We start from the raw sequence: 7,933 nt of genomic DNA on the forward strand, positions 1-7,933 counted from the left end.
GACAGTTCTTCTGACGGTACCCCAGCATTGTTGCCCGAAGCCGCACGGAGCGGCATCGACGGCTGGCATTCCCGCCTCTGCATGCTCCAACGGCGCGAAACCCGCTGGGGTTCCCGATCGTCTTACAAGGGCTCGCCCTGTTGGCTCAGCCGCCGTAGACGTGGGGCGCGAGCGTACCGACGAACGGCAGGTTGCGGTACTTCTCGGCGTAGTCGAGGCCGTAGCCGACGACGAATTCGTTCGGGATGTCGAAGCCGACCCACTCGACGTCGATGGCGACCTTGGCGGCGTCGGGCTTGCGCAGCAGCGTGCACACCTTCAGGGAGGCGGGCTCGCGGGAGCCGAGGTTGTTGATCAGCCAGGACAGGGTCAGGCCGGAGTCGATGATGTCCTCGACGATCAGGACGTGCTTGCCCTTGATGTCGGTGTCGAGGTCCTTGAGGATGCGGACGACCCCGGAGGACTGGGTGCCCGCGCCGTACGAGGACACGGCCATCCAGTCCATGGTGACGGGGGCGGACAGCGCCCGGGCGAGGTCTGCCATGACCATCACGGCGCCCTTGAGGACGCCGACGATGAGCAGGTCCTTGCCCGCGTATTCCGCGTCGATCTTCGCGGCCAGCTCGGCCAGCTTCGCGTCGATCTCTTCCTTGGTGATGAGCACCTGCTGGAGGTCGTCACCCATGTCTTTCGCGTCCACCCGCATCACTTTCGGTCGTCCCGCACTTACGGCCGCTGTCACGGCCTCCGGCTGTCCGGCCCGTCGGAGGGGTTGCTCCGGTGGTCGGGATTCAGCCTTGCCGAATCACCAGTCTGCCACCCTGGCGCTGGGCGACGACTTTGCCCGGGAGATTGATGGCTCCCTGGCCGCGCCAGCCGGTGATCAGCCGGTCGACTTCCTCGATGTGGCGGGCGAAGAGGGATCCGGCCGGGGCGCCGGCCTCGATGGCGGCGCGGCGCAGGATGCGGCGGCGTACGGCGGGCGGGAGGGCGTAGAGCTTGGCGCACTCCAGCAGGCCCGAGGCGTCGCGTACGGAGGCTTCGGCCTGGCTGGCCCAGGCGTCGAGGGCGTCCGCGTCGTCGCGGGAGAGCTGAGCGGTGCGGGCGAGGGCCTCCACGACGCCTTTGCCGAGGGCCTTCTCGAGGGCGGGGAGGCCCTCGTGCCTGAGCCGGGAGCGGGTGTAGGCGGGGTCGGCGTTGTGCGGGTCGTCCCAGACGGGCAGGGACTGGACCATGCAGGCCTTGCGGGCGGTCTGCCGGTCGAGGTGCAGGAAGGGGCGCCGGTAACGGCCGCCGGCCCCCGAGACCGCGGCCATGCCGGACAGGGAGCGGATGCCGGAGCCGCGGGCGAGGCCGAGCAGGACGGTTTCGGCCTGGTCGTCGCGGGTGTGGCCGAGCAGGACCGCGGCGGCGCCGTGGCGTTCGGCGGCGGCGTCGAGGGCGGCGTAGCGGGCGTCGCGGGCGGCTGCTTCGGGGCCGCCTTCGCGGCCGACGGTCACGGCGATGGACTCGGCGGGGTGGAGGCCGAGTTCGCGCAGCCTGAGGACGACCTCCGCGGCGCGGAGGTCGGAGCCGGGCTGGAGGCCGTGGTCGACGGTGACGCCGCCGGCGCGGATGCCGAGCTTGGGGGCCTCGAAGGCGAGGGCGGTGGCGAGCGCCATGGAGTCGGCGCCGCCGGAGCACGCGACGAGCACGAGCGGGGACGGGCGTTCGGTCCGGCTCGGTTCGCGGGCTTCTTCGGTGGCCGCCGCAGCGGCTGTCGCTGCATTTTCGGGTGTACGGCTGTGGTCGGTGAGGATGTCGTGGAGGACGCGGCGGACCGCCAGGCGTATCGCCGCGACCGCAGGATGGGGACCCATGTCCGGTTCCCTTCATGAAGTTGTCGGGGGTGAGCCCGAAGCCTCGGTCACTTAGAGTGTGTAAATGGTGACAGAAGCGGGCCGTTCCCCGAGCATTGCACGCCTACCCATGGCTCACGGTCCCTCGGACGGGTGATTGGAGGGGCGTTCGCCTGCCGTCGGCCGGATTCGTTTCACGACCTCCTCACGGGGTCACGACTCGGCCTTGCGGTGCACCCGTGCGACCCAGTCCGCCGGTGCGGCGATCTCCGCCTTGGTGGGCAAGGTGTTGGGGGATGTCCACACGCGGTTGAAGCCGTCCATGCCGACCTGGTCGACGACGGCTCGTACGAAGCGTTCGCCGTCGCGGTACTGCCGGAGTTTGGCGTCGAGGCCGAGCAGTTTGCGCAGGGCGACGTCGAGGCGGGAGGCGCCTTTGGCGCGGCGTTGCTGGAACTTCTCACGGATCTCGGAGACGCTGGGTACGACCTGTGGTCCGACTCCGTCCATGACGAAGTCGGCGTGGCCCTCCAGCAGCGACATGACGGCGGTGAGGCGGCCGAGGATCTCGCGCTGGGCCGGGGTCTGCACCAGTTCCACGAAGGAGTGACCGCCGTTGTCCTCCTCGCCCTCGGGACGGCCGCCGGCGAGGGACTGGGCGGCTTCCCTGACGCGTTCGAGGACGGTCATCGGGTCGACGTCGGTCTCCGCCAAAAACGACTGGATTTCGCCCTCGAGGTGATCCCGGAGCCAGGGCACGCCGGTGAACTGGGTGCGGTGGGTCTCCTCGTGCAGGCATACCCACAGGCGGAAGTCGTGTGGCTCGACGTCGAGTTCGCGCTCCACGTGGACGATGTTGGGGGCGACGAGGAGGAGGCGGCCGCCGCCGTTGTCGCCGGCCGGGAGGTCGCGGGTGGCGGGGGCGAAGGTCTCGTACTGGCCGAGGACGCGGGAGGCCAGGAAGGACAGCAGCATGCCGACTTCGACGCCGGTGACCTTGCCGCCGACGGCGCCGAACACGGCGCTGCCGGGGCTGCTGCCGCGGCGTTCCTGCATCTTCTCCAGGAGGGGCTTGAGGATCTCCCGGAATCCGGCGACGTTGGCCCTCACCCAGCCGGGTCGGTCGACGACGAGGACGGGGGTGTCGTGGACCTCGTCGGTGCCCATCCGAGTGAAGCCCCGGACGTGTTCCTCCGAGGCCTTGGCGTGCCGGCGAAGCTCCGCGACGACGGACCTGGCCTCGTCGCGGCTGACTTCGGGGCCAGGTCGCACGAGCCGTGTCGCGGTTGCCACCGCGAGGTTCCAGTCGACCATCCCGGGAGATGCGGTGCCACCGAAGCTCGTCATGTGTCAACCGTACGTGAGCGTTCCCACTTGGGGCAGGCCGTGGCGTGGGGTGCAGCCCGCGCCGGTGGTGCGGGGGTCCTGGCGCGGGAAGGGACCGGTGCCGGCCGTCCGGTGCCGGCGCCGCGGGCCGCCGCGGGACCGTGCCCACCTGTTCCGCCCGGCCGCAGCCCGGCCGGCTTCGGGTGCCAGGCGCGACGAGGCCAGGTCCGTCGTCGCGGATCAGGCCGGCTCAGGGCGACGGCGTCCTGTCAGTGCAGCTGAGCGGAGCACGGTGCGTCCAGCGGCTAGGCGGAGGAGCCGATGCGATGGGGGTCCCCCGCGCGAGCGCAGCCCAGCGCAGGGAGTCGGCAACCGACGACAACGCCGCAGACGGGCGTGCCGTGCCCCGCGATTCCGGCATGATCCGCCGGACAGGCCCCAGCGGCGGCCACCCAGCCCGTGCTCCCGCTACCCGCAGCCGCACCCCGCCAGTGCCGTAGCGGTGGTGTCCAGGGCTGCCTGGGCCTCCAGCGGGTTCGCCGTGCCCGATGCCAGGAAGGCGAAGGCGAGGAGGTGGCCGTCCTTGTCGACCACGGTGCCCGCCAGCGTGTTCACGCCGGTCAGGGTGCCTGTCTTCGCTCGTACGACTCCTGCCGCGCCGTTGGTGTAGCGGCGGGCCAGGGTGCCGGTGAAGCCCGCGACGGGGAGGCCGGTGAGGACCGGGCGCAGACCGGGGCGGCCCGGGTCGCCGGCCTTGACCAGGAGGGCGGTGAGGAGGTCCGCCGTGAGCCTGTCGTCGCGGTTGAGGCCACTGCCGTCATGGAAGGAGGCGCCGGACATGGGCAGGCCGAGCTTTCTCAGCTGCTCGGCGATGGCCTCGGCGCCGCCGTCGAAGCTCGCCGCCCTGCCGCTCGCCAGGGCGGTCTGACGGGCCAGGGCCTCGGCGATGTCGTTGTCGCTGTTGGTCAGCATGCGCTCGACCAGGGTGGACAGCGGGGGCGAGGAGACGGTGGCGAGGGTCTCGGCGCTGCTCGTGGCCTTGGAGGGGCCGGGAGCCGTGGTCTTGATGCCGGCGTCGTCGAGGAAACCGGCGAACTTGGTCGCGGCGTCGGCCGCCGGGTCGCTCACGCGGATGGCCGGGCCGCTGGTGGAGGCGTTGGTGCGGCCCTCGTCGGTGATCAGGGCGCTGACGGGGGCCAGGTTGTCGTTGACGCCGATGGGGTGCAGTGCGGAGCCGGAGTAGAGCGTGGTGTCGTACGAGAGCGTGATCTTGTGGACGCCCCGCTGCCCCAGCACCTTCGCGGTGCCGGCGGCGAGCGTGCGCAGGCTCGCCCAGCCGTCGGCCTTCGGGTGAGCGGTGAGGGTGGGGTCGCCGCCGCCGACCAGGACGAGTTCCTCGGTGCCGGGTTCGAGGGCGGTGCGGGTGGTGAAGCGGTGGTCGGCGCCGAGGGCGGACAGGGCGGCGAGGGCGGTGGCGATCTTGGTGGTGGAGGCGGGGGTGAGTGCCTTGTCGGCGCCGGTGCCGTAGAGCCGCTTGCCGGTGCCGACGTCGACGACGGCCGCGGTGTGGGTGCCGCCGAGCGCCGGGGCGCCCAGGAGTGGCCCCAGGACGTCCGTGAAGGTCTTCTGGCCGGTAGGGGCCTTCTTGGTGCTGACGGCGTCCGTGGTCCCGCTCAGGCTCGCGAGGACGGCAACGGCGCTGGGTGCGGGCCCGGGCGCCCTCGGGGTCGTACCGGAGTCGCCGTGATCTGCGCCACCTGGCCGCTCCAGGGCGGCGGCCCGGTCCCGCTCGGCCGTACGCTGACCGTTGGCGTCCCAGGGACCGGCGGCGGTCACCACACCGGCGGCCAGCGCCAGCCCGGCGGTGGCGGCGCCCGCGCTGTACTGCCAGGTCCTGACGTTCCGGCGACGGGGGAGGTGTGCAAGCCCGGGTCGCACCGCCTTCGTCAGCCGCGCGACCCGCGGTTTCGCGGCCGCCGCGGCACGCGCCAGACGCGGTCGTACGGCGTTCGCGATCCGCACCATGTGCGGTTTCGCGGCTCGCCAAGGCCTCACCTCTGGCACGACCACCAGCCCCTTTCGCGATCACACACCTGCGTGAGGGACACTTAACCACCAGAACTATGTGTTGATCATGGAGGAGCCACCGGTGGAGTTCGACGTCACGATCGAGATCCCGAAGGGTTCGCGGAACAAGTACGAGGTGGACCACGAGACCGGTCGGATCCGCCTGGACCGTCGCCTCTTCACCTCGACCGCCTACCCGACCGACTACGGCTTCGTCGAGAACACCCTCGGCGAGGACGGCGACCCGCTGGACGCGTTGGTCATCCTGGACGAGCCGACGTTCCCGGGCTGTCTGATCAAGTGCCGCGCGATCGGCATGTTCCGTATGACGGACGAGGCCGGCGGCGACGACAAGCTGCTGTGCGTTCCGGCCACCGACCCGCGGGTGGAGCACCTGCGCGACATCCACCACGTATCGGAGTTCGACCGCCTGGAGATCCAGCACTTCTTCGAGGTCTACAAGGACCTGGAGCCCGGCAAGTCGGTCGAGGGTGCCAACTGGGTGGGCCGCACGGACGCCGAGGTGGAGATCGAGCGGTCGTACAAGCGCTTCAAGGATCAGGGCGGTCACTGACCGGCCGGTTTGCCTTCCACGGGCCGCGGCACCCTGTCCCGGGTGGCGCGGCCCGTTTGCGTGCTCGTGCGCATACTGGGGCTTACGCAAGGTGTAGTTCAGGGAGCGGTACGAGGTGACGCAGACGGAGGACAGGAAGCCGCGGACGGACGAGGCACGGACCACGTACGACCCGGAGATCACGTCCGAGTTCGCCATTCCCGAGGGCCTGGGAGTCCTCAAGGGCGGCGGTGAGTCGGAGACCACGTCCGAGTTCGCCGTGCCGGAGGGCCTGCAGACGCCGCAGCCGCCGAGTCCCGAGCCGGAAGGGTCGGCGTTCAGCCTGCCGAACACCTACAGCGCCCAGGACGCCCCGCCCGCGTTCACGCCTGCGACGGGCATGCCGGCGGTCAGCCTGATCAAGGACGCGCCCTGGCAGGACCGGATGCGCACGATGCTGCGCATGCCGGTGACCGAGCGGCCGGCGCCCGAGCCCGTGCAGCGCGCCGAGGAGGGCGGGCCCGCGATCCCGCGCGTGCTCGACCTGACCCTGCGTATCGGGGAGCTGCTGCTGGCGGGCGGCGAGGGCGCGGAGGACGTGGAGGCCGCGATGTTCGCGGTGTGCCGGTCCTACGGCCTGGACCGCTGCGAGCCCAACGTCACCTTCACGCTGCTGTCGGTCTCCCACCAGCCGTCACTCGTGGAGGACCCGGTCACGGCGTCGCGGACGGTACGGCGGCGGGGTACGGACTACACGCGGCTCGCGGCCGTGTTCCGGCTGGTGGACGACCTGACCGACCCGGAGACCCACGTCTCCCTGGAGGAGGCCTACCGGCGGCTCGCGGAGATCCGCCGCAACCGGCACCCCTACCCCGGCTGGGCACTGACCCTGGCGAGCGGGCTGCTCGCGGGTGCGGCCTCCGTACTGGTCGGTGGTGACCTGATCGTGTTCGTCGCGGCCGCGGTGGGCGCGATGCTCGGTGACCGGCTGGCGTGGCTGTGCGCGGGGCGTGGGCTGCCGGAGTTCTACCAGTTCACGGTGGCCGCGATGCCGCCCGCGGCGATCGGTGTGGCGTTCGCGCTGGCGCACGTCGATGTGAAGGCGTCCGCCGTCATCACCGGTGGGCTGTTCGCGCTGCTGCCCGGGCGGGCGCTCGTGGCGGGCGTGCAGGACGGGCTGACCGGGTTCTACATCACCGCGTCCGCCCGGCTGCTGGAGGTCATGTACTTCTTCGTCGGCATCGTCACCGGCGTGCTGATCGTCCTGTACTTCGGCGTGAAGGTGGGCGGCGAGCTGAACCCGGACACGGCGCTGAGCATCTCCGAACGGCCACTGGTGCAGATCGGGGCCTCGATGCTGCTGTCGCTGACCTTCGCGGTGCTCCTGCAGCAGGAGCGGTCCACCGTGCTGTGGGTGACGCTCAACGGCGGTGTCGCGTGGTCGGTGTACGGCGCCATGCACTATTCGGCGGGCATCTCACCGGTGGCGTCCACGGCCGTGGCAGCGGGGCTGGTGGGGTTGTTCGGACAGTTGCTGTCCCGGTACCGGTTCGCCTCCGCCCTGCCGTACACGACGGCGGCGATCGGTCCCCTGCTGCCGGGTTCCGCCACGTACTTCGGGCTGTTGAACATGGCGCAGAACGAGGTGAACAAGGGCCTCGTGTCGCTGGCGAACGCGGCCTCCCTGGCCATGGCCATCGCCATCGGTGTCAACCTGGGGTCGGAGATCTCCCGGTTGACCCTGCGGGTCGGCTCCGCCGGTAAGCGCCGGGCAGCCAAGAGGACCAGGGGCTTCTAGTAGACTGTCGCGACTAAGTGTCGTTCTGGTTGGTGGAGTTGGGGTCGGGGAGGCTTCGCTTGATGCTTCCGTTCGGCCGGGCAGGGGTGCCGTGTCCTCGCAGAAGAAGTATCCGGTTGTCTTGAGTGCCGAAGACCGTCGGGCGTTGGAGCGTGTGACGACGACGGGGGTCCGCAGCGCGTCGATGATCAGGCGGGCGCGGGTGCTGCTCGCGTTGGACACCTCGGCCGGCGAGGTCGCTCCGCGGGCGGTGATTGCGGACCGGGTCGGGGTCTCGTGCGATTCGGTCCGCCTGATCTCGAAGCGGTACGCGGAGACCGGCGGCGATGTGTGGGCCACGGTCGGCCGGAA

The 7,933-nt window shown here is 71.0% G+C and carries 6 protein-coding genes and 1 pseudogene; 3 read left to right on the top strand and 4 right to left on the bottom strand.

Going from position 1 to position 7,933, the window contains the following annotated elements:
• Positions 1 to 145: 145 nt before the first annotated feature.
• The 4 genes from hpt to dacB form a co-directional block, all read right to left on the bottom strand.
• Positions 146 to 706, bottom strand: coding sequence for a hypoxanthine phosphoribosyltransferase (hpt, locus tag ACFZDC_RS37475; protein WP_391330963.1), 561 nt, complete (start codon positions 704 to 706; stop codon positions 146 to 148).
• Positions 707 to 791: 85 nt separating this feature from the next.
• The gene (tilS, locus tag ACFZDC_RS37480; protein ID WP_391330965.1) at positions 792 to 1,859 is read right to left on the bottom strand and encodes a tRNA lysidine(34) synthetase TilS; all 1,068 of its coding nucleotides are present in this window, start codon (positions 1,857 to 1,859) and stop codon (positions 792 to 794) included.
• 192 nt (positions 1,860 to 2,051) lie between these two features.
• Positions 2,052 to 3,185, bottom strand: a complete 1,134-nt coding sequence (locus ACFZDC_RS37485; RefSeq protein WP_391330967.1) for a zinc-dependent metalloprotease — start codon at positions 3,183 to 3,185, stop codon at positions 2,052 to 2,054.
• Between the two features lie 447 nt (positions 3,186 to 3,632).
• Positions 3,633 to 5,189 (bottom strand): D-alanyl-D-alanine carboxypeptidase/D-alanyl-D-alanine-endopeptidase, encoded by a 1,557-nt coding sequence (gene dacB, locus ACFZDC_RS37490; RefSeq protein WP_391330968.1) that lies wholly within the window; start codon positions 5,187 to 5,189, stop codon positions 3,633 to 3,635.
• A gap of 124 nt (positions 5,190 to 5,313) precedes the next feature.
• Between dacB and ACFZDC_RS37495 the strand changes: the two genes are divergently transcribed.
• The 3 genes and pseudogenes from ACFZDC_RS37495 to ACFZDC_RS37505 form a co-directional block, all read left to right on the top strand.
• Positions 5,314 to 5,805 carry an inorganic diphosphatase gene (locus ACFZDC_RS37495; protein WP_391330973.1) on the top strand — a complete coding sequence of 164 codons (492 nt, stop codon included), beginning with the start codon at positions 5,314 to 5,316 and terminating at the stop codon, positions 5,803 to 5,805.
• A gap of 115 nt (positions 5,806 to 5,920) precedes the next feature.
• Positions 5,921 to 7,582, top strand: coding sequence for a threonine/serine exporter family protein (locus tag ACFZDC_RS37500; protein WP_391330969.1), 1,662 nt, complete (start codon positions 5,921 to 5,923; stop codon positions 7,580 to 7,582).
• 91 nt (positions 7,583 to 7,673) lie between these two features.
• A pseudogene (locus tag ACFZDC_RS37505) lies at positions 7,674 to 7,933 on the top strand (helix-turn-helix domain-containing protein); the annotation flags it as partial.

This window comes from Streptomyces sp. NPDC007905 (assembly GCF_042959345.1).
GTDB lineage: Bacteria > Actinomycetota > Actinomycetes > Streptomycetales > Streptomycetaceae > Streptomyces.